The sequence below is a fragment of the Azoarcus sp. L1K30 genome, assembly GCF_018122735.1.
In the GTDB taxonomy this organism is placed as follows: Bacteria; Pseudomonadota; Gammaproteobacteria; order Burkholderiales; family Rhodocyclaceae; genus Parazoarcus.
This window is the reverse complement of record NZ_JAGRRD010000001.1, coordinates 306,226-332,374: the sequence shown is the minus strand read 5'-3', so window position 1 is coordinate 332,374 and position 26,149 is coordinate 306,226. Positions and strand designations below refer to the sequence as shown.

Annotated in this window: 22 protein-coding genes; 8 read left to right on the top strand and 14 right to left on the bottom strand. The window is 63.3% G+C overall.

Annotated elements, in window-relative coordinates:
* Positions 1–131 precede the first annotated feature (131 nt).
* Together J5J83_RS01535 and J5J83_RS01530 are read right to left on the bottom strand one after the other, a co-directional pair.
* On the bottom strand, positions 132–1,130 hold the full coding sequence (locus J5J83_RS01535) for a DctP family TRAP transporter solute-binding subunit (RefSeq protein WP_212344422.1): 999 nt from the start codon (positions 1,128–1,130) through the stop codon (positions 132–134).
* A gap of 101 nt (positions 1,131–1,231) precedes the next feature.
* The gene (locus J5J83_RS01530; RefSeq protein ID WP_212344421.1) at positions 1,232–2,302 is read right to left on the bottom strand and encodes a PrpF domain-containing protein; all 1,071 of its coding nucleotides are present in this window, start codon (positions 2,300–2,302) and stop codon (positions 1,232–1,234) included.
* Positions 2,303–2,443: 141 nt separating this feature from the next.
* Here J5J83_RS01530 and J5J83_RS01525 point away from each other — a divergent pair, with 141 nt between their 5' ends.
* On the top strand, positions 2,444–3,337 hold the full coding sequence (locus J5J83_RS01525; RefSeq protein WP_212344419.1) for a LysR family transcriptional regulator: 894 nt from the start codon (positions 2,444–2,446) through the stop codon (positions 3,335–3,337).
* Positions 3,338–3,458: 121 nt separating this feature from the next.
* On the opposite strand, the gene J5J83_RS01520 is transcribed toward J5J83_RS01525, so the two are convergent.
* Entirely contained in the window at positions 3,459–4,364 is a 906-nt protein-coding gene (locus J5J83_RS01520) for a LysR family transcriptional regulator (RefSeq protein ID WP_212344417.1), read from the bottom strand.
* A 123-nt stretch (positions 4,365–4,487) separates the two neighbouring features.
* Between J5J83_RS01520 and J5J83_RS01515 the strand changes: the two genes are divergently transcribed.
* On the top strand, positions 4,488–5,351 hold the full coding sequence (locus J5J83_RS01515; RefSeq protein WP_212344415.1) for an SDR family oxidoreductase: 864 nt from the start codon (positions 4,488–4,490) through the stop codon (positions 5,349–5,351).
* Between the two features lie 29 nt (positions 5,352–5,380).
* Here J5J83_RS01515 and J5J83_RS01510 read toward each other — a convergent pair whose 3' ends face one another.
* Positions 5,381–6,715, bottom strand: coding sequence for a sugar ABC transporter substrate-binding protein (locus J5J83_RS01510; protein WP_212344412.1), 1,335 nt, complete (start codon positions 6,713–6,715; stop codon positions 5,381–5,383).
* Positions 6,712–9,753, bottom strand: a complete 3,042-nt coding sequence (locus J5J83_RS01505) for an EAL domain-containing protein (protein ID WP_249115583.1) — start codon at positions 9,751–9,753, stop codon at positions 6,712–6,714. The genes J5J83_RS01510 and J5J83_RS01505 overlap by 4 nt, the downstream gene beginning before the upstream one ends.
* 434 nt (positions 9,754–10,187) lie before the next feature.
* Here J5J83_RS01505 and J5J83_RS01500 point away from each other — a divergent pair, with 434 nt between their 5' ends.
* Positions 10,188–11,093 (top strand): LysR family transcriptional regulator, encoded by a 906-nt coding sequence (locus J5J83_RS01500; protein WP_212344409.1) that lies wholly within the window; start codon positions 10,188–10,190, stop codon positions 11,091–11,093.
* On the opposite strand, the gene J5J83_RS01495 is transcribed toward J5J83_RS01500, so the two are convergent.
* The 5 genes from J5J83_RS01495 to J5J83_RS01475 form a co-directional block, all read right to left on the bottom strand.
* Positions 11,050–12,024, bottom strand: coding sequence for a DMT family transporter (locus tag J5J83_RS01495; RefSeq protein ID WP_212344406.1), 975 nt, complete (start codon positions 12,022–12,024; stop codon positions 11,050–11,052). The two genes, J5J83_RS01500 and J5J83_RS01495, sit on opposite strands and share 44 nt — an antisense overlap.
* Positions 12,025–12,036: 12 nt before the next feature.
* The gene (locus tag J5J83_RS01490) at positions 12,037–12,675 is read right to left on the bottom strand and encodes a nitroreductase family protein (protein ID WP_212344404.1); all 639 of its coding nucleotides are present in this window, start codon (positions 12,673–12,675) and stop codon (positions 12,037–12,039) included.
* A gap of 715 nt (positions 12,676–13,390) precedes the next feature.
* Complete coding sequence (locus tag J5J83_RS01485; protein WP_249115582.1) at positions 13,391–14,830, bottom strand: efflux transporter outer membrane subunit; 1,440 nt, start codon at positions 14,828–14,830, stop codon at positions 13,391–13,393.
* Positions 14,827–17,964: a multidrug efflux RND transporter permease subunit gene (locus tag J5J83_RS01480; protein ID WP_212344401.1), complete on the bottom strand. Its 3,138-nt coding sequence runs from the start codon at positions 17,962–17,964 to the stop codon at positions 14,827–14,829. Before J5J83_RS01480 ends, J5J83_RS01485 begins: the two co-directional genes overlap by 4 nt.
* Positions 17,965–17,980: 16 nt before the next feature.
* Positions 17,981–19,135, bottom strand: coding sequence for an efflux RND transporter periplasmic adaptor subunit (locus tag J5J83_RS01475; RefSeq protein WP_212344398.1), 1,155 nt, complete (start codon positions 19,133–19,135; stop codon positions 17,981–17,983).
* A gap of 159 nt (positions 19,136–19,294) precedes the next feature.
* Here J5J83_RS01475 and J5J83_RS01470 point away from each other — a divergent pair, with 159 nt between their 5' ends.
* Both J5J83_RS01470 and J5J83_RS01465 read left to right on the top strand, forming a co-directional pair.
* On the top strand, positions 19,295–20,029 hold the full coding sequence (locus J5J83_RS01470; protein WP_212344396.1) for a response regulator: 735 nt from the start codon (positions 19,295–19,297) through the stop codon (positions 20,027–20,029).
* A complete protein-coding gene (locus tag J5J83_RS01465; protein ID WP_212344393.1) occupies positions 20,026–21,099 on the top strand; it encodes an ATP-binding protein in 1,074 nt (357 codons plus the stop codon). The genes J5J83_RS01470 and J5J83_RS01465 overlap by 4 nt, the downstream gene beginning before the upstream one ends.
* 100 nt (positions 21,100–21,199) lie before the next feature.
* Here the strand turns inward: J5J83_RS01465 and J5J83_RS01460 are convergent, their stop codons facing one another.
* Positions 21,200–21,430 carry a hypothetical protein gene (locus tag J5J83_RS01460; protein WP_212344391.1) on the bottom strand — a complete coding sequence of 77 codons (231 nt, stop codon included), beginning with the start codon at positions 21,428–21,430 and terminating at the stop codon, positions 21,200–21,202.
* Between the two features lie 303 nt (positions 21,431–21,733).
* Here J5J83_RS01460 and J5J83_RS01455 point away from each other — a divergent pair, with 303 nt between their 5' ends.
* The 3 genes from J5J83_RS01455 to J5J83_RS01445 are packed head-to-tail and all read left to right on the top strand — an operon-like array spanning position 21,734 to position 23,939.
* A complete protein-coding gene (locus J5J83_RS01455; RefSeq protein WP_212344388.1) occupies positions 21,734–22,039 on the top strand; it encodes a hypothetical protein in 306 nt (101 codons plus the stop codon).
* Complete coding sequence (locus J5J83_RS01450; RefSeq protein ID WP_349251850.1) at positions 22,036–23,142, top strand: glycosyltransferase family 4 protein; 1,107 nt, start codon at positions 22,036–22,038, stop codon at positions 23,140–23,142. The genes J5J83_RS01455 and J5J83_RS01450 overlap by 4 nt, the downstream gene beginning before the upstream one ends.
* Entirely contained in the window at positions 23,139–23,939 is an 801-nt protein-coding gene (locus J5J83_RS01445) for a hypothetical protein (protein ID WP_212344383.1), read from the top strand. The genes J5J83_RS01450 and J5J83_RS01445 overlap by 4 nt, the downstream gene beginning before the upstream one ends.
* A gap of 95 nt (positions 23,940–24,034) precedes the next feature.
* On the opposite strand, the gene J5J83_RS01440 is transcribed toward J5J83_RS01445, so the two are convergent.
* The 3 genes from J5J83_RS01440 to petA form a co-directional block, all read right to left on the bottom strand.
* Positions 24,035–24,712: an MBL fold metallo-hydrolase gene (locus J5J83_RS01440; RefSeq protein WP_212344381.1), complete on the bottom strand. Its 678-nt coding sequence runs from the start codon at positions 24,710–24,712 to the stop codon at positions 24,035–24,037.
* 81 nt (positions 24,713–24,793) lie between these two features.
* Positions 24,794–25,165, bottom strand: a complete 372-nt coding sequence (locus tag J5J83_RS01435; RefSeq protein ID WP_212344379.1) for a NifB/NifX family molybdenum-iron cluster-binding protein — start codon at positions 25,163–25,165, stop codon at positions 24,794–24,796.
* Between the two features lie 108 nt (positions 25,166–25,273).
* Positions 25,274–25,864, bottom strand: a complete 591-nt coding sequence (petA, locus tag J5J83_RS01430; protein WP_212344377.1) for a ubiquinol-cytochrome c reductase iron-sulfur subunit — start codon at positions 25,862–25,864, stop codon at positions 25,274–25,276.
* Positions 25,865–26,149 lie beyond the last annotated feature (285 nt).

Below are 26,149 nucleotides of genomic sequence, written 5' to 3'. Positions count from 1 at the left end.
CGTGCGTGCGCGGTTGGGGACGTGATCGACCCCCCCCCCCAGGTGATGGAGGATTTTCATTGGAACCGCCGCGTAAAAGTGGGGGGGGCGGGCGTGGCCCCGGCCCCCCCCGCCGCACGCCGCGAGGATGATTACTTGGCGACGGCCGCGGTTTCCTTGCGGATGGCCTCGACCAGCTCCTTACCTACGCGCGGGGCGAGTTCGTCCTGCACCGGCTCCATTGCCTTGATCCAGAGCGCCTTCTCGGCAGCGGTCGGGGTGTAGATCTCGGTCTTGCCGGAAGCCTTGATCTCGGCGATCGCGTGCGCTTCATCCTGCTCGGCAACCTTGTCGTTGAAGGCGATGGCTTCCTTCATCGCAACTTCCAGCTGGCCGCGGATATCGGCAGGCAGCCCGTCCCAGAACTTCTTGTTGGCGACCACGACATAGCCGCTATAGGTGTGATGGGTCAGCGTGACGTATTTCTGCACTTCGTACTGCTTCTGGGTGTAGAGGTTGGCCATGTTGCCGTCCGCGCCATCCACGACACCGGTCTGCAGCGCCTGGTAGACCTCGGAAAAGGCCATGCTCTGGGGCAGCGCACCGATCGAGCGCATGATCGCCTGGTTCACCTTTGACGAGTTGATGCGGATCTTCTGACCCTTGGCATCGTCCGGCACATGGATCGGCTTGTTCGAGCTCAGCACGCGAAAGCCCGCATCCCAGAAGCCGAGGCCGACCATGCCACGCGGCTCGAGTTTCTTGAGCAGGGACTCGCCGATCGGGCCACGGGTCACACGGTGCAGCGCCTCGGCGTCGGGGAAGATGTAGGGCAGGTCGAAAACTTCGAACTCCTTGATGCCAGCCGGCGCAAACTTGCTGGCAACAGGCGCCAGCATCTGGACCGACCCCAACTGCAGCGCCTCGAGTTCTTCCTTGTCCTTGTACAGCGTGCTGTTACCGAAGACCTCGACCTTGACCCTGCCGTTGGTCAATTCTTCGGCGCGCTTCTTGAAGAAATCCGTGGCCTGGCCCTTGGGCGTCTCCGCGGCGACGACATGCGAAAACTTGATCACGATCGGCTCCTGCGCAAGGGCGGCGCCGGAACAGAAGATGCCAACAGCGGCGGAAATGGCGAGCATGCGGTTCATGGTGTGTCTCCTCTTTGTGGTCTGTCTGAATCTGTTGTGGCTCTTGAATGGATCAAATGAAAGTCGGCATCGATCGAGCCTGTGATGCCTGACGATGCCCCTCAGGGCACCAGGACGTCGCCACTGAGCAACGGCCTCGCGGTCGTCACAACGGTGGCGCTACGAATAGCGGGAATCGGGGTGGCGGCCCGCTCTGCCAGTTGCACCTTGAAAGACAGGGTGCCGCTTGGGTGCTCGATCACGATCTGGCCGGGATGATCGATATCGAGTTCGACGAAGTGTTCGGCCACCGAGCCGCCGACATGACAGGCTGCTGCCAGTGCCAATGCTCCCGAAATACCGAAAGTGGCGTGACACCATTTCGGCGAAAAATAACGCGCGGCAATGCTGCCGCCGTGACGCGGCGACGCGACGATGGCGATCTTGGGCAGCGCCACGCTCTCCCCCTCTTCGAGACCCATCAGCCTGGCGGCCTCGAAACGAATTGCCTTCAGCCGCTGCGAGAACGCCGCATCGGCATCGAGTTCCGCCTTGGATTCATGGCCGGTCTTGCCCAGCGCTTCGGCCTTGACCAGAACCAGCGGGATCGCGCAATCGATACAGCTGACTTCGACATCGCCGATCAGGTCGCGAGCCCGGCCGGTTGGCAGCAACACCCCGGTACGGGTGCCAGCGGGATCGAGAAAGCGCAGCGTGATCGGCGCAAAGCTCCCGGGCACGCCATCAAGCCGGCAGTTGCCCTCATAGGTCAGCTTGCCGCCGGGCGTCTGCACGGTCACTTCGGCGATCTTGCCGCTGTTCAGATTGAGTACGCGCACCGTCGTGGTCGGCGAGGTCGCCGCAATCAGACCCGCATCGATGGCGAAGGGAACCACGCCGGAGAGCATGTTGCCGCTATTGGGCCGAACATCGACGTAGTTCCGAGCCACCGAGACTTGCACGAACAGGTGCTCGAGCTGGGCGTCGGGTCGGCTCGACGGTCCCACGATCACCACCTTGCTGCTCTGACTGTCGCCCCCACCCATGCCGTCGACCTGGCGCAGATCCGGCGAACCCATCGCCGCAAGCAGCAGGCGGTCACGTTCGGCGACAGATGCCGGCAGACTCCGGGCAAGGAAGAACAGGCCCTTCGAGGCCCCCCCTCTCATCAGAACGCACGGTATGCTTTTCATCTGCTCGTCTCCTGCACCATCGGCTGTGCCTGTTTTGATGCATGTTAGGGCGGAGTGCTAAATGATGGAAATGCAATAAATTTCGTAATTATTGCTATCCTTGCATAAACAAAACGAGATTCCAGCCAGGAGACACACAGCATGAAGATCGACTTCGACGGCATTCAGGCCTTTGTCGCCATTGCGGAGCTGGGCGGATTCAGCAAGGCGTCCGAACACCTGCACGTGACCCAGACAGCCCTCACCCGACGTCTGCAGAAGCTGGAGGCCTATCTGGACCTGCGCCTGCTCGACCGCACGACCCGATACGTGGAACTCACCGCAGTCGGGCGCGAATTCCTGCCTCAGGCGAAATCCATCGTTGGCGAGGTCACGCGCGCGGTCGGCACGCTGAAGGACATGTCCAGCAGGGGGCGCGGCAATTTCACCATTGCATGCATTCCGACCATGGCTTCACAGGCGCTGCCGGCGGCAATCCGCCGCTATGCGCTCGCCTACCCCGGAAACCGGATCAGGATCATCGATGCAAGCGGTTTCGAAGTCCGCGATGCCGTCCTGCATGGCCAGGCCGAAATCGGGATTGGCCTGCCCACCGACCGACACCAGGAACTGGAAGAGACACAGCTGCTGGAAGACCCCTACATGTTCTTCTGCCGGGAAGAACATCCGCTCAGCAATCGTGATCATGTGGTGTGGTCCGATCTGCACGAAGCGGAATTGATCGCCATCAGCACCATGAGTGCGAACCGGCTTGCACTGGACGCGCAGCTCGAGAAGCACGGCATCAACCTGTCCGGACGCTACGAGGTCAGACACCTGTCCACGGCGATCGGCCTTGTTGCCGCAGGCGTCGGGGCAGCCATACTGCCCTCCTCCACGCTCGAAGTCGGCGCGCGCCCGGGCCTGCGCCGGATTCCGCTGAAAGGTCCGACCATCAAACGCAAGATTGTCGTGATCCGAAGACGAAACACGACCCTGTCCCCTGCCGCGGACGCGTTTGTCCGACTGCTCCTGCGCCGAAACGACGAGCAGTGAGACCACGTCGCACGCCCTCGCGCCCTGTCAAACAGGCGGTATTGCCGACGTTTCTGCAAGGGCGCTTCGCCGCGACCGCACCTTACGCCGCTCGCGAGCACCGGGCGCATGAACGGATGCCTTACCGCCAGTCGCGATCCCAATAAGGCGGATCACCAATCCACGCAGCAAAGAAATCGAGAAAGCTCCTGACCTTGGGCAGCAGATAGTGACGGCTCGGATAGACGGCGTAGATCGAAGCGGGCGGAATCTCGTCGTTTTCGAGTAGCGGCACCAGCGCGCCAGCGCGGATGTCGTCACCCAGCATGTAGGACGGCAGATGCGCCACCCCTGCCCCGGCGCGCGCCAGCGCATGCAGAAAATCCACATCGCCGGCCACGCGCGTGTGCACGGCGATGTTCTGCTCACCGCCCGCGCCGCGAAACGGCCAGACGCTGCGCTTGAAGTAACTGTGGCTCAGACAGTCGTGAGCGAGCAGATCGGCCGGCGTCGACGGCCGTCCCCTGCGTTCGATGTAGGCAGGCGCGGCACAGACCACGATGCGACACGGCGCCAGGCGCCGCGCCACCAGGCCCGGATCCACGGCCTGCGTGATCCGGAACGCGAGATCGATGCCCTCGTCGACCATGTTGAGCGTTCGGTCGCTGAGTATGAGATCGAAGCCCGTCTCCGGAAACTGCTGCATGTACGCCGCAACCGCCGGAGCCAGATGCACGCGCGCGAAGGATACGGAACTGGTCAGCCGCAACACCCCACGCGGCTCGCCACGGTGCGCCTCCCCCATCGCATCAGCCTCTTCGACCAGCGCCAGTATCCGCCGGCAGCGTTCCAGGTATGCCTCACCGATCTCGGTCAGATGCATGCGCCGCGTCGTGCGCTCGAGCAGGCGCAGGCCGAGATCGGATTCGAGTGCCGCGACATGGCGCGTGACCTGGGCCTGAGACAGGCCCAGCTGATCGGCTGCCGCCGAGAAACCGCCGCTGTCGACCACGCAGGTCAGAATCTTCATCGACTGAAGCCGGTCCATCTCCACCTCGATTTATGTACTGAACGTATCAATCATATGATATTCCCGGCGTTTATCTACATATTGAGGATAGGCAAGATGCGTCCCATCCCATCGGGACCTCAACCACCACAGGAGCAGATCATGATCTTCATCGCAGGCGCCACCGGCCAACTCGGCAACGCTGTCATCAACGCCCTCATCGAAAGCGGCACCCCTGCCGCACAGATCGTCGCCGGTACGCGCAAGCCGGAAGCCGCAGCCGCACTCGAAACCAAGGGCGTCCAGCTGCGCAAGGCCGACTACGCCGATCCCGCAAGCCTCGACGCCGCCTACCAGGGCATCGACACCCTCTACCTGGTCTCCGGCGATGCCCCGATCGACATCCGCATCGCGCAGCACCGCAATGCCATTGCCGCCGCCAAGCGCGCTGGCGTCAAGCGCATTGTCTACACCAGCTTCGTCGATACCGCAGAAGATTCGCCTTTCGGCTTCGCCCGCATCCATGCGGACACCGAGCGCGCACTGGCAGAAAGCGACCTCGACACCACTATCCTGCGCCATGGGGTCTATACCGACGTACTGCCCGCCTTCGTCAATGGCTATGCCGAACGCGGCGTGGCATCGCCCAACCAGCATGGCAAGGCGCGTTTCATCCGCCGCGCCGACCTCGCCGCTGCGGCCGCGCGGGTGCTGACGACTGAAGGACACGCGGGAAAGACCTACACCCTGACCGGCCCCACCGCACTGAACATGGCCGACGTGGCCGCGCTGCTCGAAGTGCGCAGCGGCAAGCCGGTGGCTTACCACGTGCTGCCGACGGCCGACTACGCGGCGATTCTGGTCGGCGCCACCGGTATGCCGCAATGGCTGGCCGACGCGCTGGCCGGCATGTTCGCCGCCATGGACCGCGGCGGCTACGACATCCAGACCGGCGACTTCGCCCGACTGCTCGGACGCGAAGCCATGCCGGTCGAAACCGCTCTGACCGCCCAGCTCGGCCTCTGATCTGCGGGGTAGTGGCGGCTAAGAAAACCTCATTTCCATTTCGGGTAGCCATTTAGAAGCATCTGCCGCTGCGCGAAGTACTGCCCTCGGGCAAGCGCTTCTTTCACGCTCAAGTGTCCTGTGACTGCTTGGCGGATCAACTTGCCAACTTCATCGCCAATGGCGCGGAACGGAGGAATCGTCACGAACTGGATCCCTGAATAGGGGCTGGGAGACAATGTAGCGTCCGTCGGATCGGCGCGAAGTATCCCCTCAAGCTCATATTTGGCCCAAGGCGCCACCCGCTGAAAATCCGGGTTTGCGTAGGTCGAGCGACGAGCACCCGTCGGCACAGCCGACCAGCCATTCCGTGCAGCAACCAGCCTGATGTACTCGCGTGAGGTCGCCCAAGTGATGAATTTCTGCGCATCAGTTTCCCGGACCGGATCGGTGCCACGCGGAATAGCCAGCGCCCAAGCCCAAAGCCAATGCGAACCTTTGGTCGTCACCTCGGACGGCGCGGCGGCGAAGCCAACCTCGTTTGCCACCGCGCTCGACTCCGGGTCCGCGAGGAAACCTGCGGCAACCGTCGCATCGACCCATTGCGCGCATTTGCCTGTCCGAAACAGCGCCAGAATCTCGTTGTATCCCATCGAAACCGCTCCGGGCGGACCATATGCTTTCAGCAGATCAACATAAAGACCTACAGCACGGCTCCACGCCTGGCTGTCTAACCGAGGGCGCTGATCCATGTCGAACCATTGGCCCCCGAACGCATTGACGATTGTCGTCACCAACGTCATGTTTTCCCCCCAACCCGGACTACCACGCAGACAAATGCCATACACACCATTTGCGGGGTCGTGGAGCTTGGCAGCAAATGCGGCAACTTGTGTCCAGGTCGGATTGCGAGGCATCTCGAGTCCCGCCTTGCGCATCAGATCCTTGCGATACATCAACATGGAACTCTCACCATAGATCGGCGCGCCGTAGAGAACGCCGTCGTATGAGAGTGATTCTCGGACATTGGGCAGAAGGTCGTCGACGTCGTAATCAGATCCAGTGCGGATCGGAACAATCCAGCCACGGGAAGCCCAGATCGGTGCTTCAAACGTGCCAATGGTGATCACATCGAATTGCCCGCCCTGCGTATTGATGTCAGCTCGAACAGCCTGCCTCAGCACGCTTTCCTTGAAGACAGCCCACCGAAGGTGAATATCCGGATGCTCCTTCTCAAAGAAGCTACTCAGGTCTTGCAGACGAAGCATGTGGCCATTGTCCACCGTTGCGATCACCAACGTACCGGCATGCGTCGACATTGCCGAGAAAACAGTCAGCACACAAAATCCGACCCAGGAGAAAAGTCGACTGCTGCTGTATTTCATCGGGAGGCCTGCAATGCAGTCTGCTCACGAACTTCCGCCTCGAAGACGCTCAGAGGCTGAGGTCTTCCGAACAGATAACCTTGAAATGCATGACAACCTTGGTCTGCAAGATATTCATACTGCGCGCGGGTTTCGACGCCCTCAGCTATCACATCGAGCTCCAGGCCCCGGCCCATGGCAATGATTGTCTGGGCCACCATTGCATCGCGGTGGCTTGCCGGCAGCTCATCAACAAATGACTTGTCAATCTTCAGTTGCGCCAGCGGCAGTTTCGTCAAATAGTTGAGCGAAGAATTCCCCGTGCCGAAATCGTCCAGCGAAATCCGTATGCCGCTCTGCTTGAGTCGTTCAAGCTTATCGACCGACGCATCGAAATCATCTATTGCAAGGCTCTCGGTCACCTCGAGTTTCAGCTTGCAAGCCGACGCCCCGGTTCGCTCCAGTTCAGCAAGAACGTCCTGAACGAAGGTGGCGGATTTGAACTGGCGCGGGCTCACGTTGACGGCAAGACTCAAACAACAGAACACCTCGTGACTCGACCATCTGGAAAGTTGCCGACATGCCGTTGCGAGCGCCCAACGGCCGATTGGCTCAATCAGGCCCGTCTCCTCTGCCAGCGGGATGAACGCTGAAGGCGGCACGACGCCTCGCACCGGATGGATCCAACGCACGAGTGCCTCGGCGCCGACGGGGACACCCTCGTTATCGACCTGCACCTGGTAGTACAACGCGAGCTGTTGATGTTCAATAGCGTCACGCAATTCGTCTTCCAGAAGATTGCGCCGGTCCAGCTCCAGCTGCATTTCGTCTTCGAAAAATCGTACAGCATTACGACCTATATTCTTGCTCTTGTACATGGCCAGCTCCGCTTGGCGCAGCAATGCATCCGCAGGCGTCTGGCGACCAAAGAACATCGTCATGCCGATCGAAACCGTACTCACGATCCGGTGCTCGCCAACTTCCATCGGCTCGCTGACCGCCAGCCGGACCGTCTCCGCCAACGCTTGTGCGCTTCCGGCCGCAGCTTGGCGATCCCGTCCCAGATTTGCGGCGATCAGGACGAAACTGTCGCCCGCAAACCGGCCGATCGTATCGCCCTCTTTGACAGCAGCCTTCATTCGATCAGCCACTTCAATAAGCACGCGGTCACCAACAGCATGGCTTCGTGAATCATTCACCTTTTGAAAGAAGTCAAGGTCGAGCATCATCACGGCGCCAAACTCGTGACTCTCTGCGCTGTCGATCAACGCACGGTCGATGCGCTCTTCCAGCAGACTACGGTTCGGCAGACCTGTGAGCTGGTCAAACCGTCTCAGGTGTTCCGCAAGCGCCTGAGCCTGCCGTTCCGCCGAGATATCCTGGAAATGGCAAACATAGTGAAGCGGCTGCCCCTGCGCATCCGGCACCACAGTGATCGACACGCGGGTGATAAATGTTCCGCCATCACGGTGCCGATTGGTAATTTCGCCGGCCCAGTAACCCTTGCGCGACAAGGCTGCCACAATCGCACCGTAGAAGTTACGGCCATTCACCCCCGAATTCAGAAAACGCGGTGTGCGGCCCACGACCTCATCGGCCGAATAGCCACTCATGCGTGAGAACGCCGCGTTGATACGTTGAATCATTCCGCGGGTATCCGTGATCATCATGCCGTCGTGACTTTCGAAAGCGACCGCTGCAATTCGGAGCTCTTGTTCGGAACGATGACGTTCGGTCAAGTCGTGTCCAACAATCAGCACGCGCTCGATCGCTCCATCGGCGGCGCGAACTGGCACTTTCACAATTTCACTGTGACGTGCCGAGCCGTCGGCTGCGTCGAATTGCCTCTCATACACACGTCGCTTGCCATGTAGCACGTCCTGGTCGTACCGCTTCACGAATGCAACAAACGCCTCATCCCTGAAAAGTTCGCCGTCAGTGTGGCCAACAATCTGGTCTCGAGACCGGCCGAGCATCTGCGCGGCGACGGTGTTGCAGTCAACGTACACGCCGTTGCGATCTTTAAGTGCGATGGCATCGGGACTGCTCTCGAAGACCGCCCGCAGTTGAGCCTGCTCCACCATAAGGTGGCGCGTCGCGAGCTCCAGCGCCTCGTTCTTCTGGCGAACCTCGACAGTCCTCGCATTCACCAGCCGACGAAGGAAACGGATCCACAATGTGACGGCGGCCACTATGGCCAGCACAACGCCAATGACGACCAAGGCCAGCTTCAGATAGGACTTGTACTCCACCGGCTGCACAAACCACTTCTTATGCAAGGCGTCGCGCTCGGCGGCGGTAATGAGATCCATGCCGTTCCGAACGACCGCAAAGATATCCTGACTCCCCTTTGCCACCGCCCAGTGAAACTGCCCTTCGTATAATGTGAATGCCTTGGCAATGCGCATTTGGTCGCGATACAGATAGAGGTAATAGTTGGCTGGGGCCTCATCCATACAGAACATCTTGATCTGACCTGCACGCGCGGAGGCCAGAATGGCTTCGTAATTGGGATAGGGAACCAGATTGCCGACCCCCATCATCGTGAGCTGTTCGATACAGGCGTCCCCGCGCTGAACGCCAACAGAGAACCCCTGCATGGTACTGACGTCAATAATTCCGTGAACTGACGCGTCTACGAATATGCTAACCGGCAGCGTTGCGTAGGGTTGCGAGAAATCATAGAGCTGTTCGCGGGTCGGGGTGCGATAGATCATGTCGATCACGTCGGCCTGCCCTTCGAGCAGCCTCCGTTGAGCAATCGCCCATTGAACAGCCTGGAAATCGACGGTCACGCCCGTCTTCTTCTCCCAGAGTTTCCAAAGGTCGACAATGTAGCCTTGGGCTTGCCCATCTGGGCCAAGGAAGACATACGGTGGGTAGTTGTTATCGGTGACAACCCGCAACGTCTTGCCATCTGCACGCGCCGCACATGCCAGTATGGCCAGAACCATCCAGACCAAGCTCATAGAAATGCGTCTTACCAAGGCGGCACGCTCCAATCGCAACCCCTCAGGGAAAATCCTCAAGACAAAGGTTGGGCGCATGGTCTCGAACAAGCAGTCCTAGGTGTAGGTCCTATGCTAAAGCTGACCGGCCATCCATCAAATTATTCTTTTATATCATTTATGATGTTTTTCACACTTTCATCCGACTTTTGACGAAATAATTGCGAACCGGATCTCGCCGCTGCGAAGCTTCCAGGAAATCAGGCGACAGTGGAGAAATCTCGCGCCGGAGCACAGGATTCAACTGATGGTGAGTTGCCAATGTACTGCAGACTACTCCACCTGTCATCGCACAATGTTCCGAGCCAAACAACGTCTGGAAGACACGCAGAATGAATCACAAGTTCCGATCAGTGATACACCTGCCAGCATAGCGCCCTGCGTACGCCCCTCAGCCGGGGATGACTAATTTTCGCCCCGGCCTGAAGAACAGACGGCCACAATACCGATAAGATCGTTGTCGCCTATTCACCATCAGAAGCGCCATGGACACCCTCAATGATGTCGCTGTATTCGTCCAGGTGGTCAACAGCGGCAGCTTCACCGCTGCGGCCCACAAGCTGGACATGTCCAAATCGGTGGTGAGCAAGTACGTCTCCCGCCTCGAGGACCGCCTCGGCGCGCGCCTGCTCAACCGCAGCACGCGACGCTTGAGCCTCACCGAAGTCGGACGCGCCTTCTTCGAGCGCAGTTGGCGCGGCCTGCTGGAAATCGAGGATGCCGAGGCCGAGGTCTCCCGTTTACAGGGCACGCCACGCGGCGAACTGCGCATCAACAGCCCGATGTCGTTCGGCATCCTGCACGTCGCGCCGCACCTGCCGGCCTTTCAGGCGCGCTACCCCGAATTGACGGTGGACATGGTGCTAGACGACCGCAAGGTGGATCTCGTGGATGAAGGTGTCGACCTGGCCATCCGCATTGGCGACCTGCCGGATTCGTCCCTCGTGGCCCGTCGTCTCGGCCCCTGCAGACACGTGGTGTGCGGCACGCCCGACTATTTCGCGCGCCATGGCGTGCCGCAGACGCCGGAAGATCTGGCGCACCACTCTGCCCTGGTGTTTCGCTACCACGACTCACCGGACGAATGGCGCTTCACTGCGCCGGATGGCAGTTTCCACCGCGTCAGCCTCGAGCACCGGCTGCGAATGAACAACAGCCTCGCCTTGCGCGAGGTGGTGCTGCAGGGAGCCGGCGTGATGCTCACCCCCACCTTCGTGGTCGGTGCCGACATCCGGGCCGGCCGGCTCAAGGCCGTGCTGAGCGACTACACCGCGCTGGAGATTTCGATCTACGCGGTGTATCCGCAGCGCAAGCACCTGTCACCGAAGATTCGCGCCTTCGTCGACTTCATGACCGAACAGATCCAGGACCCGCCGCGCTGGGAGCCGTAAGCACCCGTCCATCCCGCCATTGCGACAGCACCGTAATGCCGATGCCCGCGCCAATCACGCCCGCGCCCACCCAGGTCAGCGTCGCGTAGCGTTCGCCAAGCGCAATCGTGGCCACGATCAGGCCCACGGCGGCGGCCACATAGCCGATCTGGCTGAACAGTACCGGCCCGCCGCGCTGCTGAAGCCGAAAGACCGCCGGGAAGGTCATTGCCGCCACCACCAACTGCCCGACTGCCGCCCCACCGGCCGGCACCACGTCGGCCACGGGAATGCGTCCCTCGGTCGCCATCAGTACCGCCACAAACACCACGCTGGAACAGACCTGGCCCCAGAAGGCCAGCACATTGGGCGCCGCATCCGGTGGCCAGGCGAGCGTACGATACACATTGCCCCCGGCCAGGCTGACCGGTATCAACAGCGCGAGCATCAACCAGTACGCCGACGGACCGGCCGCATCGCCGCCCCGGCTGACGTTGACCACCACCGCACCAACCAGACCCACCGCCACCCCGAGCAGACCCAGGCGCCCAGGCGTGCGCAAGCGACACAGCCCGGCGAACAGCACCGTGACCACCGGCGAGAGCGCAAACATGAGCCCGGTATAGCCGGCGCCGGCATGCGGCATCACCGAGAACAGCAGCAGGTTCGGCCCCACGAAGGACACCAGCGACGAGATGACCGAGTATCGAAGGATGCGCACCGACGGCCACCGCAAGCGCCCGCGCAGCCACAGCACCGGCAGCAGCGCCGCCGATGCGCCAAACGAGATCAGCAGCGCCCACATGGCCGGCGACACACCGGCCTGCCCGCCCAGCTTGCCGAGTGGAAAATTGAGGCCGATCAGCGTCCCCGTGACCACCAGCAGCACAGAAGGCGACTGCGCCACCGCGGCCCAACGCCCCGCGACCGGCGTGCCCGATATCGTTTGCATGGTCGCCCTCCCTCAAGTCACCACGCGCGGAAATCGCGCCTCGAACGCCAGTTGCGCCAGCGGCAGACGCTCACTGGGCAGCTCGCGCTCGCGCAATGCCGGCGCCAGTTGCGTGGGCGAAGCCTGGCGGCCGATCGCAATACCGACCTCGACCTCGAAATGCTCGGGTACCGCCAGCACCTCGCGGACGGCGTCGACGTCTATCCCACCCATCGCATGGGCCTGGTAGCCCATGGCAGCCGCCTGCAGAGACAACTGCGCCCAGGCCGCGCCGGCGTCAAAGCGATGGCTTCTCGACGGCTGCCGCGCATGCCCGTCCCGTGCCGGCATGAGACGATCGGAACACAGGAAGACCAGCGCCGACGCCTTACTGGCCCAGGCGGCGTTGAAGGGGTCGAGCAGCCCCAGCCAGCGCGACCACACCGCATCGCCCCTCAACGCATAAACGAATCGCCACGGCTGCACGTTGTATGCCGAGGCCGCCCAGCGCGCAGCCTCGAGCATGCGCATCAGATTCTCCGGCGCCAAGTTCGATGCATCAAAGGCTCGCGGCGACCAGCGCTGCAGGAACAGCGGTTCGATGAGGTGATCGGCACGGCGCAGCTGCGCCGCATCGACCATTGGGGAGTGGATTCTTTCGGGTGCGTTCATGAGGTGTCCTCCAGACTTGTTTCGACAGCCCTGACACGACCCTCAAGGGTCGAAACAGGTAGTGAGGACACCTTATCGGATATCAATCTAAAGATAATCAGATGAAATTGAACAGCTATGTTCTCGAAAAATGACTAATCACCATTCTTGTTTCGGTCGTTGGTCAGATCCGGCGTATGCGGGTCTGGAGGGGACGTAGCCTCACGCTATCTGAGACGGCTTGCGTCATGCATGGTGTTTCGCATGGAGCGTCGAGGTTCAGGACGAATGCGAGAGACCGACGGCGGAGATGCCTGGATCGCCAAGTTTTTGTCGTTGACGGCTCGTCCACCTGATCGGTCGTCTGGGGATCACGACCAATCAGACCGCAAACCGCTCGCTACCGGCCTGCCATTCAGAGCGAGACTGCCGGCGCGTATCTTCGACGGCAGCGACCAATTCGGCCTCTGCCTTGCTTATCGCCCAGCGGCTCCGGAAAGGAACCGTAGCGTTATGGGGCTCGTGTCTTGGCTTTGGCATCTTGAAGCGCGCTGGCAGCAGGCTGGCTTCACCGACAACCACTACCTCGCGCACGTCAAGGGTTCATGAACCCCATGAGACTTTCCCGGCTCCTCGGTAGCAACTACTTGACGACCGCCTAATCGGTCTGCAGGTTCAGCCACCGGTGGGGAATGGCAGCACTCGTGAACGGACTCGAGGACGAGCCGAATGGACTCTACTGACCTTTGGTGACAGCGGTAATCTCCGGGGCATTGAGTTCCTGCAGGCCACCCCCGAGGGACTTGTACAGCGCCACCCGGTTGGCAATTTCCGCGCGGCGCAGTTCCAACAGAGTCTGCCGTTCCACCTGCAACTGGCGCTGTGCATCGAGCAACTCCAAACGGCCATCGACGCCAGCGCGGTAACGCAGGTCTGACAGGTAGAGACGCCGCTTGGCCGCCGTCACTGCGCGCAGTTGTGCCTCAGTTTGACGTTCGAAGGTGGCCGTACCGGCCAGAGTGTCGGCCACTTCACGAAAGGCGGTCTGGATGGCGCGCTCGTACTGGGCGACCGCCTCGGATTTGCGAACCTCGGCCAAACGCAGTTCAGCGCGCAGACGCCCCCCCTGGAACAGCGGCTGGGAAATCTGCGGGGCGAAACGCCAGACCTGCCGGGCCGGGTCGAACAGGCCACCGAGCGAGGTGCTGGCATAACCGAAGGACGCGGTCAGGGAAATCTGCGGGAAGAACGCCGCCCGCGCCGCGCCGATATCGGCATTGGCGGCGACCAGCGCCTGCTCGGCCTGGCGCAGATCCGGTCGATTCAGCAGCAGGTCGGCTGGCAAGCCCGCCGGTAGTTGCGCGATCACCGATTGGCGCTCCAACGGCAAGCCAGCGGGCAGGTCGCCTGGCAACTCGCTGCCCACTAGCAACTGCAGAGCATTGTCCGCCCGTGCAAGAGCGCGACGGCGCGCCTCCCGATCGGCTTCGGCGAGGGCCACCTGCCCTTCGGCCTGGGCCACGTCCAGGCTGCTATTCTGCTCGGCCTGCTTAAGCAGGCGTGCCAGTTCCAGCGACTGTTGCCAGTCGGCCAGGGTATGTTCGGTCAGTTGCAGTTGCTCGTCGGCCAGGCGCTGGGCGAAGTAGGCCTCGGCCACCGCGCCCACCAGGGCGATCTGCGCCGCATCGCGGCCCTGCTCGCTGGCAAGGTAGCGGGCCAGCGCCGCATCGGACAGCGAGCCCACACGGCCGAACAGATCCAGCTCGAAGGCGCTGGTGCCGACGTTCACCGCGACCTGGTTGCTCACCTCGCGCGGCGATTGCCCATCATTGCCCGGCGCCACCGCCCGCTCGCGGGTGCGGCTGCCATCGAGCGACACCGACGGCAGGCGCGTGGCCTGCTGGATATTGAACATCGACCGCGTCGCTTCCACGTTCAACGCCGCTAGGCGCAAATCACGGTTATTGGTTAGTGCCAGGTCGATCAGCCGTTGCAGGCGTGGGTCACCGAACATAGCGCGCCAGCCCAGCGCGCTGGCCGGCACGCCGGAGGCGGGTGTCTGCGCCGTTGCAGGGAAGCTTGACGGCACCGGCGCGGGCGGGCGTTGCAGGGGCGGCGTCAGCGAGCAGGCAGTGAGGCAGCCGATCAGAGGCAGGGTCAGTAACAGGCGCATCATCGATTCTCCCGAGGTAGCGCTACGGCGCCACGTTGCGCACGCCAGGCGGCGAAGCGCTCCTGCGTTCCGATGACGAAGACGAAGAATGTCGGCACGAAGAACACCGCCAGCAAGGTGCCACTCAACATGCCGCCGAACACCCCGGTGCCGATGGCGTGCTGGGTTTCCGCGCTGGCGCCGCTGGCGAGCATCAGCGGCACCACGCCGAGGGTGAAGGCCAGCGAGGTCATCAGGATCGGGCGCAGGCGCAGGCGCGCAGCGGTCACCGCAGCATCGACCAGCGTGCGGCCCTCTGCGTGCAACTGGCGGGCGAACTCGACGATGAGAATGGCGTTCTTTGCCGACAGGCCGATGATGGTGATCATTCCCACCTTGAAGAACACGTCGTTGGGCATACCGCGCAGCATCACCGCTGCCACCGCACCGAGCAGGCCCAGCGGCACCACCAGCATCACCGAGAGCGGGATCGACCAGCTCTCGTACAGCGCTGCCAGCACCAGGAATACTACGAGCGCCGACAGTAGCATCAGCAGCGGCGCCTGCGCGGCCGATTGGCGCTCCTGCAGCGACTGCCCCGTCCAGGCCACGGCAAACCCTTTCGGCAACTGTGTCACCAGGCGTTCCATCTCGGCCATCGCCGCGCCGCTGGAAACACCAGGTGCTGCGCCCCCGGCGATGCGCACCGCCGGAAAGCCCTGAAAGCGCATCATCTGCTGTGGCGACTCGCGCCACACCGCCGTCACCACCTCGCGCAGTGGCACCATGCCGCCGCTGGCATTGCGCACGCGCAGACCGAGCACGTCATCCAGTTGCATGCGCGCCGAAGCATCGGCCTGCAGAATGACCTGCTGCATGCGCCCGGCGTTCGGGAAATCGTTGACGTACAGCGAGCCCATGGCCGCTGACAGCGTGCTGCTAACGGCGGTGAAGGACAGGCCCATGGCCTCGGCTTTCTGCCGGTCGATTTCCAGGCGGATGCTCTCGCCAGGCGGCAGGCCGTCCGGATAGACATCGCTGACCACCTTGCTCTGCGCGGCCAGCGCCAGCAGTTGCGTCTGCGCGACAAGCAATGCAGTTTCGCCCCGGTTGGCCCGATCCTGCAGAAACAGGGTGAAGCCGGAGGAGGTGCCCAGCTCGTCGATGGCCGGCGGCATCAGGCTCATCACCGTGCCCTCGACGTTGTCGGCCATGGCCTGCTGCGCCAGTTCGGCTTCTTCGGCGGCCGTGGCGCCATCTCGCTGATCCCAGTCCTTGAGCATGGTGAAGGCCATGGCCGCGTTGGGGCCGGAGCCGGCGAAGCTGAAGCCCAGCACCACCAGGTTGGCGTCCAGCGCCGGGCGCGAGTCCACGTGGGCCTCGAAGGCCTTGACCACGTCCAGCGTGCGTTCGCTGGTAGCGCCGGTGGGCAACTGGATGGAGGTCATGAAGTAGCCCTGGTCCTCCTCGGGCAAGAAGGACGATGGTAGCTGCCCGGCGGCAATGGCCAATACTGCGCAGAGGGCCGCGAACGCCGCCATCATCCGCCCGCTACGCCTGACCAGGCGCGCTACGCGGGCGCCGTAGCGCACCGTGAGGCGCTCGAAGCCCCGGTTGAAGGCACCGAAGAATCCACGTTTTTCATGGTGGTCGGCGCTCACCGGGCGCAGCAGCGTGGCGCACAGGGCCGGCGTCAGGGTCAGGGCGAGGAAGGCCGAGAACAGGATCGACACCGCCATCGACAGGGTGAACTGCTGGTAGATCACCCCCACCGAGCCGCTGCCGAAGGCCATGGGGATGAACACGGCGGTGAGCACCAGCGTGATGCCGATGATCGCCCCGGTGATTTCCTTCATCGCCCGCGTGGTCGCCTCCTTCGGCGACAGCCCCTCGGTGGCCATCAGTCGCTCGACGTTCTCCACCACCACGATGGCGTCGTCGACGATGATGCCGATGGCCAGCACCATGCCGAACATGGTCAGCGAATTGATCGAGAAGCCCGCCAGCAGCATCACCGCGAAGGTGCCAAGCAGCGCGATGGGCGCGACGATGGCCGGGATCAGGGTATAGCGCAGGTTCTGCAGGAACAGGAACATTACCAGGAACACCAGCGCCATCGCCTCGAACAGGGTGTAGATCACCTTCTCGATGGACAGCTTGACGAAGGGTGCGGTGTCGAACGGTATCGAGTAGGCCATACCCGCCGGCATGCTCGGCGCCAGCTCGGCCAAGCGTTCGCGCACGTTCGATGCAGTGCGCACGGCGTTGGCGCCAGGCGAGAGCTGAATGGCGGCACTGGTCGCCGCCACGCCGTTCTCACGGTTGGAAAAACCATATGACTGGGCGCCAAGTTCGACCCGCGCCACGTCACCGAGCACCACCTTCGCGCCGTCGGCGCCTGCACGCAGAACGACGGCGGCGAACTCCTCCGGCGTGCTCAGTTGTCCCTGCACGGTCAACGGCACGGTCAAGCGCTGCCCCGGCAGCGCTGGCTCGTCGCCGATCCGGCCCGGGGAGATCTGTGCGTTCTGCTGCTCGATGGCCTGCGCCAACTCGTTCATGGTGAGGCCATAGGCGGTGAGTTTGTTCGGGTCGACCCAGACGCGCATGGCCTGTTCGGCGCCGAACAACTGCACCCGCCCCACGCCGTCGATGCGGCGCAGCTCCTGGACAATATTGCGCGCCAGGTAGTCGTTCAGCGCGACTTCGTCGAAGTGGCCGTTGGGCGAGGTCATGCCGACCATCATCAGAAAGCCCGAGGCAGCGGACTCTACCTGCAGGCCGTTCTGTCGCACGGCTTGGGGCAGGCGGGGCTCGACCGACTTGATGCGATTCTGCACGTCCACCTGCGCCAGTTCCGCGTCGGTGCCAGGCTTGAACGTGGCGGTGATCTGCGCGGTACCCGACGTGTCGACCGAGGACTCGAAGTACAACAGGTTCTTCACCCCCGACAGCTCGCGCTCGACCAGGCTCACCACCGAGTCGTTGAGCGTTTGTGGGGTCGCCCCCGGATAGGTGGCGTAGAGGGTCACCGACGGCGGTGCCACCGAGGGGTAACGGGCGACAGGCAGCTGCGGGATGGCGATGACGCCGATCAATACGATGAACAGGGCGATCACCCAGGCGAACACCGGGCGATTGATGAAGAACTGGGGCATTGCGGCTTCTCCGGGCTCAGTTCACGACGGCGCTGAGTTGTTCGCCACTGGCAGCGGGCTGCCAAGGCCGTGTGGCGACCCGGGCCTCGGGGCGCAGGCGCTCGATGCCCTCGACCACCACCTGCTGCCCGGCGCTGAGCCCGGACACCACGCGGTAGCGGCGCTCGACAAGCTCACCGAGCTCGACGGGCACCGCACGTACCTGGCTCTGGGCATCCACCACCCACACGCTGGCCTGCCCCGCAGTGCGGGTCACCGCCTGCTGCGGCACGCTCAGGGCAGCCGGATAATGGGCGCGGGGAATCCGCGCCTGGACATAGAGGCCGGGCAGCAGGCGACGCTGCGGGTTATCCACCAGCACACGCAGCAGTACGTCGCCGGTTCCGGTGTCCACCTCGATACCGGAGAACAGGATGCGCCCGCGCATGCCCAGGGGCTTGCTGTCGCTGCCGAGGATATCCACGGTCAGCGCCGGCTTGTCCGAGCCGACCTGCTGACGCAGCCTCTCCAACACCGAGGCAGACTGGCGCACATCGACGTAGACTTGGTCGATTTGCTGGATGCGCGCCATCGGCGTGGCATCGGTCGGCGAAACCAGTGCGCCTTCGCTGACCAGCGCTTGGTCGATGCGCCCGGCAATCGGTGCCTCGACACTGGCAAACGCCAGGTCCAGCTTGCGCCGTGCCAGCGTCGCCTTGGCCTGGGCCACATCGGCGGCGGCCTGGGCGCGCACGGCCACGGCATCGTCGAACATCTGGCGGCTAACGGCTTCGGCCTCCATCAGCGGGGTGAGCCGCTCGGCCTGAACCCGCGCCCGCGCCAAGGCCGCCTCGGCACGCTGCAAGGCAGCGGCGGCGCTTTCGACCTCGGCCTTGAACGGCGCCCGATTGATCTGAAACAGTACGGCACCGGCTTCGATTTCAGCCCCCTGCTCGAACAGACGGCGCTGGACAATGCCGCCAATCTGCGCGCGAATCTCGGCACTGCGCACGGCGGCCACACGCGCCGGCAGATCCTCGCTCACCGACAGCTCGCGCGCCTTGAGTGTTAGCACCGACACCTGCAACGGCGGGGGTGTTCCGGCTTGCTCCGGCGCCGAATCGCACCCTGCCAATCCCAGCACTGCAAGCCCTGTGAGCAGAATGCCCAGATGCCGTTGTTTGCTGACCATAACCCACTCCTCGCTGAACACTTCGCCCCGACGACCTTACGGCGACCGGGACTGATCGAGGCGGCAGTCTGGCGTGCGGCTGTTGCGAATGCGTCGAGGCTTTGTGGAGAAAGCATGGAGGGCACGATAGAATCCAGCGCCGTCGTCTGCGAGCCGCCCATGACCGATCCCAACACGCGCGCCAGCTCCACCGCCCTTTCCCCGGCACTGGTGCTGATCGCCGAGGACGAGGCCGAGATCGCCGACATCCTCATCGCCTACCTGCAACGCAGCGGGCTGCGCACCCAGCACGCCAGCGACGGCCACCAGGCCCTGGCTCTGCACCAGATGCTCAAGCCGGATTTAATACTGCTCGACGTGCAGATGCCTCAGCTAGACGGATGGAAGGTGCTCAGCGAGATTCGAACCCGTGGTGACACCCCGGTGATCATGCTCACCGCGCTCGATCAGGACATCGACAAGCTGATGGGGCTGCGTCTGGGGGCCGACGATTACGTGGTCAAACCCTTCAATCCGGCCGAGGTGGTTGCGCGCGTGGAGGCGGTGCTGAGGCGCACCCGGGTAAGCGCACCCGCCGTCACGCAGATGCTGCGCGTCGGCCCTTTCCAGATTGACCTGGATAGCCACGAAGCCAGCGTGCAGCAAAACGGCCAGGCGCACACGCTGGAGCTGACCCTCACCGAATTCAAGCTGCTGGCCTGCCTGATGCGTTCGCCGAAGCGGGTATTCAGCCGCGCCGAACTGCTGGTCAACTGCCTGCCCGAAGGCGATACCCAGGAGCGAACCGTGGACAGCCACATCAGCAAACTGCGCAAGAAGCTCGACGCGCTCGACATCCAGGGCGTACCGGCCAGCGTCTGGGGCGTGGGCTATCGTTTCGGCGCCGAGCCATGAAGCCGGCCCAGGGGCTGCGCCGGCAGATCATCCAATCCCTGGCGGTGATGGCGCTGGGTATCATCTGCCTCTCGGTGATCGGCACCTACGTGTTCTATGCATTGGCCATGACCTATCTGCCGGGCAGTATCTCCGACACCATGGTGCCCTCACGGGTGGAGCTGCTGTGGATCGTATGCACCATCGTCGCCGCGCTGAGCATGGCGGTGTTCGTCGCCGTTCGCCTGTCACGGCGCCTGATCACGCCGCTGAATTCGGTGGCGCACAGCCTGCGTGAAGTAGCTGAGGGCAAGCTCGACGCCCGAGCGCCGCTGGACGAACAAACCATGGGCGAGACGGCGCAACTGGTGCGTGACTTCAACGCCATGGCCGAACGCCTGCAGAGCATGACCCGCGAGCGCGAGTTCTGGAACGCCGCCATCGCGCATGAACTGCGCACCCCGGTCACCATCCTGCGCGGGCGCCTGCAGGGTCTGGCGGAAGGTGTATTCAGCCCCAGTAGCGAACTTTTCGAGGGACTGCTGCGCCAAGTGGAAGGCCTCAATCGCCTTATTGAAGACCTGCGCGTGCTGAGTCTCAGCGACAGTGGTCATCTGGACGTGCAGCGGGTCAGGGTCCGGCTGGCCGACGAGCTCAGATCCGTTCTGGAGGCCTTCGCCCCCCGCTTCGCAGCTCAAGGGTTTGAGCTATGTATCGAACTCGATGCCGACCTGCTCGTGGAATGCGATGTGGTGCGTATCCGCCAGGCGCTGATGGCGCTCTTGGAAAACGCGTTGCAGCATGCCGATCCGGGCCATATCTCGGTGCGACTACACCAGACAAATGGCTTCTGCCATCTGAGCGTCGAGGATGACGGCCCCGGTATTGACAGCTCGCTGACCGCCAAGATCTTCGATGCCTTTCGCCGTGGCGACCCGGCACGTTCAAAAAAGACCGGTGGTAGCGGCCTTGGTCTCGCTGTGGTCAAGGTTATCGCAGAGGCTCATGGCGGTCATGCTGCGGCCCAAGCGATTGGCTCGGGAAGCGCATTCGTGATGTCCTGGCCGACACGACCGCGCGTCCCGGACTAATAAGTAAAGTGAGTTGTCCGTCCGGATGCTCGGCCTTGTACTCCTGCAACAACAAATCGAGCGTCACACCCATACAGTGCAGTTCCCAACGAACCGCAATCTATATGGGCCCGGCCCGTTTGTTCAAGGACAGCACCGCTGGCGGATAGATGGCGGCATCGAACACAATCTCCGTCATGTCGCTCGACAACGGATAGCCGATGCCGGCCAGCTTGGCTTGCCGCAAAATCTCGCCTGCCGTCGTCGGTGACGCAACAATGGGGCGGGCAATCTCAAGATGGCTACGACTAGCGTCGTGGTGCAGACGCAATACTCCCGGAATCGTGCGCATTGGTAACCTGCCAAATGCCATGTCGGCGTCGGCAAAATCACCTGATGTGTCCCCCTCCGGAACGCCAGCTGCCCTGGCACGGCAAACTTCACCTTGAGCCGCCCCTGCCCCTGGGCCACAATAGACCAATCCTCTAACAGGCCGGCATCAACTTGGCATTCCTATTGAGAGTCATCCACGATGGACAGGACTCAGCGGAATCAGGCAAGCCCTACCGGCGCGGCGTCGTCGGGGGCGGCACCGGCGGTGGGCGGGTGTCGGGCTATCTCTTCGGCGCCCAGCCCCTGCCGCCTGGCGGGGACGGTGCTGATCGTGGCGCCGTTCCGGATCGACCGCTACGGCCAGCGTTACCACTCGAGGCGCGAGATCCGGATTGATCTGACTGGTATTGCGCCGGGTTCTTATCAAGTGCTGGCGGTGCACAACTTCCATGTGGAAGATTGCAATCCCTGCCTGACCGAATGCGTGGCCGGCGTTTTTCTCGCCGCCCGGCGCAGTGACGGCAGCTGGGAGGCACCGGAGCGATTTCCGGTGGAATGCCGGGCGGTCGGCGTGCTGGGCACCTTGCAGGTGCCGGACGACGCCGGCCTGGCGGAGTTCGAGCCGTGATCACCAATACCGCCGAGCGCGATTTCGACGTCATCGAGATCACCAACGAGATGCCGCACAACCGCATGGGCGGCGTCGGCAGCGTGATCGAGGCGCTGGCCAGCGGCTTTGCCGCGATTGGCGTGCGCGCCCTTTGGTATGTCACCGATCACGAATACCAGCCCTACGAAATCGAGGCGATCCTGGCCAACCAGCCCTGCGTGGCGGTGGGCAGCGAAGCCGAACTGGCCCACTTTCGCGCGCCGGTGGTGCATGTGCATTCGTACAATCATGGGCCGGGTCTGCTCGACGCCACCGGCAGCGCCCGGTCGATGTTCACCATTCATTCCCTGCTGGCCTACGAGGAGATCTCCAACGCGGTGAACCTGCACGGCTCGGTCATGGAACAGGAGCGCCTCATCGCCGCGTGCGACGAAGTCGTGCTGGTGTCCGAGGCCGAGCGCGCCTACTACCACACGCTGGGTTACCCCCGCCTCAACCCGCGCGTCAGCGTCGTTGCCAACGGCATCGTGCCGCCGACCCCGGTGACGGTGCGGCCGCGGCGCAATGTGCTGGGCTATTGTGGCCGCCTGGTGCCGCGCAAGCATCCGGAATATGTCCAGATGCTGCTGACCGAGCCCGGCTTCGAAAATTTCGAGGCCATGATCGCCGGCAAGGCTTTCAGCGCCTACGCGCGCGATCTGGTGCATGACCTGGGGATCGAGGCGCGGGTGCTCTACCTGGGCTGGTGCGGCGGCGCCCGCCTGGACGCATTCTTCAATACGATCGACGTGCTGGTGCAGCCGTCCACGTACGAACCCTTCGGCCTCGCCGCACTGGAAGGCGCGGCACGGGGCATTCCGGTGGTGTGTACGCCGGTGGACGGGCTGGTGGAAGTGCTCGGCGAGCACGCCATCTATTGCGAGGACACCAGTTTTGCCGCTTTCTGCCGGGCCATGCAGCGCTGGCGCGAGATGGATGCCGACGCCCTGCAGCTGATGGGATCGGCTGCACGCGCCCGCGCCCTTCGACACTTCACCGATGTGGCCATGGCACACCGCTACCAGGCGCGCTTCCGGGCCCTCACCGACCAGCGCCTTGATACCGAGGAGCACACTGCGTGATCGACGATTTCCAACTACCGCCCGGCTATTCGCATCTGGCGCCCGATTGCGAGCGCTTTTTCCAAGACCACCCGGATTACAGTCGCAACGTGTTCATCATGACCCGCTTCGACGCGGGCAACCGGCTGCTCGCGCAGCTCGACGAGGAATTGCGCCGCGCCCTTTGCCGTCAGGGCCTCGTGGGTCTGCGCGCCGACGACCGCATGTATCCGCGCGACCGCCAGGTGTGGACCAACGTCTGTGTGTACATGCTGTGCTGCAAGTATGGCCTGGCGGTGCTGGAAGATCGGGTGAAGGACGAATTCAACCCCAACGTGGCGCTGGAGTACGGCTTCATGCGGGCGCTGGACAAGCCGACCCTGCTGCTGGCGGACGTCGGCTTTCGCAATCTGCGCGCCGACATCATCGGCACCTTGCGCGAGCCCTTCGACATCGTCGACATGGCAAGCAGCCTGCCCGCCGCCATTGGCAACTGGTGTCGCGATCTCGGGGTGCAGGTGCTCGCCCTGCCCGGCGAACTGCCGGCCCAGGCGCTGACGATCCATCGCCGCCTGCTGAACATCCGCTGCGCCCAGTTGCTGCGTGACGAGGGCAAGAAGCTCAAGGAAACCAATGACGAATTCTGGTATCTGGGCGAAGAGATCGCCGCCTACCGCGCGCTGCTGCAACACCGGCCGAACGCCGAACACGCTGCGGCCGTGGAACGGGCGCAGCAGCGGCTGGTGGAAGCGCACGACTTTTCGGTGCTCGCGGAAATGATTTCGGTGTTCGCCGACCTGACGCAGAAAGTGGCATAGGGCAGACTTTTCCGCCCACCGCCGCAAGACTGCGGTCCGGCGCACATCCGCCCCTCAGGCGCGCGATCGATGCGCGCCAGATGCCCGTCCGGGATTCAGCCCACTGCAGTCCGGCGAAGCGCCATGCTGGCGATGAAGGCATCCCGCCCGGCGCCGAGCATGGGTGTCAATCGGCCTTTCAGCTCGGAGAGCAACGCCACCCTGCGCCCCTTCATCGGATGCGCCGGAAAGATCAGGGTCTGCTCGGGCAGGGAGAACAGGCGCCGGGTCAGACTGTCGTACTGCAGCGCCGGACTGGACTGGTCATCCTCGCCACTCCCGCCGCCGAACTCGAGCATGTCGCCACACATCAGACGGTCTCGCCACAGATAGCTGACACTGTCCATCGTGTGTCCCGGCGTGGCCAGGACGCTCAGGGTCTCGCCGCCGAAGGTGAGCATGTCGCCATGGTGGACGGCACACACACCGGTCGGTGCGTGCGAATGCGGCGTATGCCCCACCACCAGCGTCGCGCCCGTGCGCTCGCACAGGCCGGCGCAACTGTCGCCCTCGCGGTCGTTCGCATGCACGTGCGTGCGAACGACCATGCTCAGACGCTGGGCCCCCTCGGCCAGCAGCGCAAGAATCAGCTCGGTCCCGCCTAGCGGCGGGTCGATGACAACGGCAAGCCGGGCGGCGGGGTCGCCCAGCATGTAGCCGATCAGCCCGGTGACATGACCTTCGATCGGCATGAAGGTCACATGCTCGCCGCGACGCACCTGCTCAACGTTCAACCCACAATTTTCTGGCCGAGTTCCCATTCAGTCCCCTTGCGGCTAGCCTCCGCCCGCCGTCACACCCCATGTCAAGCCCGGTCAGTGCTGATGATCGCCTCGATGATGGTGATCGTCGTGGTCGCCGGGGGGCACAGGTTTGACCGTGCCGCCCAGGTAATCCTTCACCGCCTGCAGGGGGTCATCTTCGCCACACATGACAACCTCGATACCACGTTGTCCCATGCGGGCCACGAACCCTTCGCCCGCACCGCCGGTCACGATCGCATCCACACCGTCGATCGGGTGCTGCACGCCGCGAAATTCATGGAATGACATCTCCATCGGCAGGTCCAGCCGCTCGACTTCGCGCGGCGAACACGGATTGCTGACGTCGTAGATCAGAAAGCGCCGCGCCTTGCCTGCGTGCGCGGTGACGGTTCTGAAGTTCTGGCTTGTGACTGCAACTCTCATGATGGGTCCTCCTGGTGAGTGTGGCCTCGACGACGAGGCTTCGGTATCTCGGCACAGCGGGCGGCACCGGAGGTGTCGTCCCTGTACGGCCACGCGGAGCCGGGATGTTCAGGCAAGCCCCGACCCGTCTTCGCCAATACGAAGCACCGTATCCGACAGCCACATGTAGGGCGGCACTTCGAGATTGGTCGGTGCCGGCTGACTCAGGAAAACGCGCCCCGCAAGGTCGAAGGTCGACCCGTGGCACGGGCACAGGAAACCCCCCGGCCAGTCGGCGCGGACGCCACTGTCCGGCCCCGCGACGAACTTCTCGGAAGGGGAGCAGCCCAGATGGGTGCAGATGCCGACCACCACCAGATACTCGGGATTGATGGAACGATGGCGATTGGTCGCGTACGCGGGCTGCTGATTCTCATCAGACGCGGGGTCAGCCAGCGTTGCTTCGTGCGCTTCAAGCCCGGCCAGCATGTCCGGCGTGCGGCGCAGAATCCACACAGGTTTGCCACGCCACTCCACCGTCATCATCTCGCCCGCGGCCAGCCGGCTGACATCGGCCTCGACCGGCGCGCCGGCCGCGCGTGCGCGCTGCGAGGGGGTGAGGCTGGCGACAAAGGGAACGGCCGCAGCAGCCAGGGCGACAGCACCGACGCCAGTGGTCGCAATCAGAAGTTTTCGACGCTCATCAAGGCAATCGGACATGCGTGCATCCTCGTGTGCTCATCGTCATCGGCACCCGGAAATCGGGAAGAAAAAACAAAGCGAGGCTGGATGGAACCCCGTACCGGGCGCTCATCGGGCGGTTGGCTGCCCCAAGGGGTTGGGGGTCGGAGGTGACGACCGGGCAGCCTTCGCAGCACAACCTCGCTTCGTCCCTCCAACAGCAAACGGCGTGCCAGCGGTGCGAAGAAGCCGACCCCGCGAAAACAGGGCGATTGGCAACGCATGGGCACTGCCACAACTGCCAATATGGCAATCAGCCCGACG